Source organism: Bizionia argentinensis JUB59 (assembly GCF_000224335.1).
In the GTDB taxonomy this organism is placed as follows: Bacteria; Bacteroidota; Bacteroidia; order Flavobacteriales; family Flavobacteriaceae; genus Algorimicrobium; species Algorimicrobium argentinense.
The window spans coordinates 1-1,393 of record NZ_AFXZ01000014.1 but is presented as its reverse complement, the minus strand read 5'-3'; the positions used below and the strand labels follow the sequence as shown (position 1 = coordinate 1,393).

Genomic DNA, 1,393 nt, shown 5'->3' with positions numbered 1-1,393 from the left:
TGTCTAGTCCTGAATAATCGATACAGATTAATAAAGGATTAAATTTAATATTTAAAGCTGAACAATGACTTGATTGTTCAGCTTTTTTGATTTATAAGTTTTCATTTCTATTTTGCTTTGTTTATGCATTTGGTTCGGTGTTAACATATGATTTGATAAATGAGGTCTTTCTTGATTATAAATTTTGATCGATTCATTAATGATTTGTTTCTTTATTTTTAGGTTTACCTCATATTTAGCGATATTAAACTCCTGTTTTAAAATTCCATTTATCCTCTCTGCTACCGCATTTTCATAAGGATCATATTTTTCTGTCATACTTGCCTTTATTCCATTTTTATCAAGTAGTTCTTGATAATCATTTGAGCAATATTGTAAACCTCTATCAGAATGATGGATTAAAGGTTGCTCTTTATAATATCTATTTTTCAGAGCCATATATAATGCTTTTAATGAACCTTGAACCGATAAACTATTAGACACATTAAATCCTACGATCTTCTTTGAATAAGCATCTGTAATTAATGCGAGGTAACTTGGATTTTCTCGACGTCCAACATACGTGATGTCACTCACCCAAACCTGTTCTGGTTTAGTTATCTTTAGATTACAAACTATATTTTTATGCTTTCTAAACCTGTGATGTGAGTCTGTTGTAATATGATATGATTTCTTCGGAATAATTAATAAATGATTGGCTTTTAGTATTCTAAAAAGTTTGTCTCGCCCAACTTTCAACTTTTTTAACTTATCTTCTAATAAATAATATAATTTTCTTGTACCTAAACGTGGCATCCTGATTCTTAACTCGCGAACCAAATTAATTACCTGTTGCGCTAAATTTTGTTTGCGTAATCTTGATTTTTTAGTTCTATAATATACCTGTCTATTTACCCCAAGTAATCCACAGGTAGAAACTAGTGTTTCTTTGGCTTGCTCTCGATATTGGTCGATAACTTGGGTGTGTAATTTTTTCTTATTTGAATATCATATTCTTTTTCAGCCATATCAACTAACATATCAAAAATAATAACTTTCTTATCAGCTCGTTCGGCAAGGTGCTCTGCTCGTGCTTTCTGTTTCTCTAAAAGGGTTACTTTAGCTTCTAATTCAATGATTCGCTGTTCTGGTGTCTTTGCCATAGTGGTAACGGATAGGTTTTCCCAATCAAATGTACCATATTTTCTTAACCATTGCGTAATTGTAGATCTAGCTTGAATGCCATATTTAAGATGAGCCTCTAATCTATTGAGGCGTCCAGATTCAATATCTTCAACCAATTGAAGTTTAAAAGAAAGCGAATAATCTTTTTGGGTTTTCTTCTGATACCCTTTGTTGTCTGATGTTTTCATATACACGCGGTTTTTGTGTATCGCTATTTTAGGACGGGACA

At 31.7% G+C, this 1,393-nt stretch carries 2 protein-coding genes; both read right to left on the bottom strand.

The window, feature by feature from the left end; all coding sequences use genetic code 11:
* Positions 1–51: 51 nt before the first annotated feature.
* Complete coding sequence (locus BZARG_RS05645; RefSeq protein ID WP_050807289.1) at positions 52–954, bottom strand: IS3 family transposase; 903 nt, start codon at positions 952–954, stop codon at positions 52–54.
* Positions 918–1,393: transposase (locus BZARG_RS15920; protein WP_394330508.1), on the bottom strand; the 476-nt coding region annotated here is incomplete at its 5' end. The genes BZARG_RS05645 and BZARG_RS15920, both read right to left, overlap by 37 nt.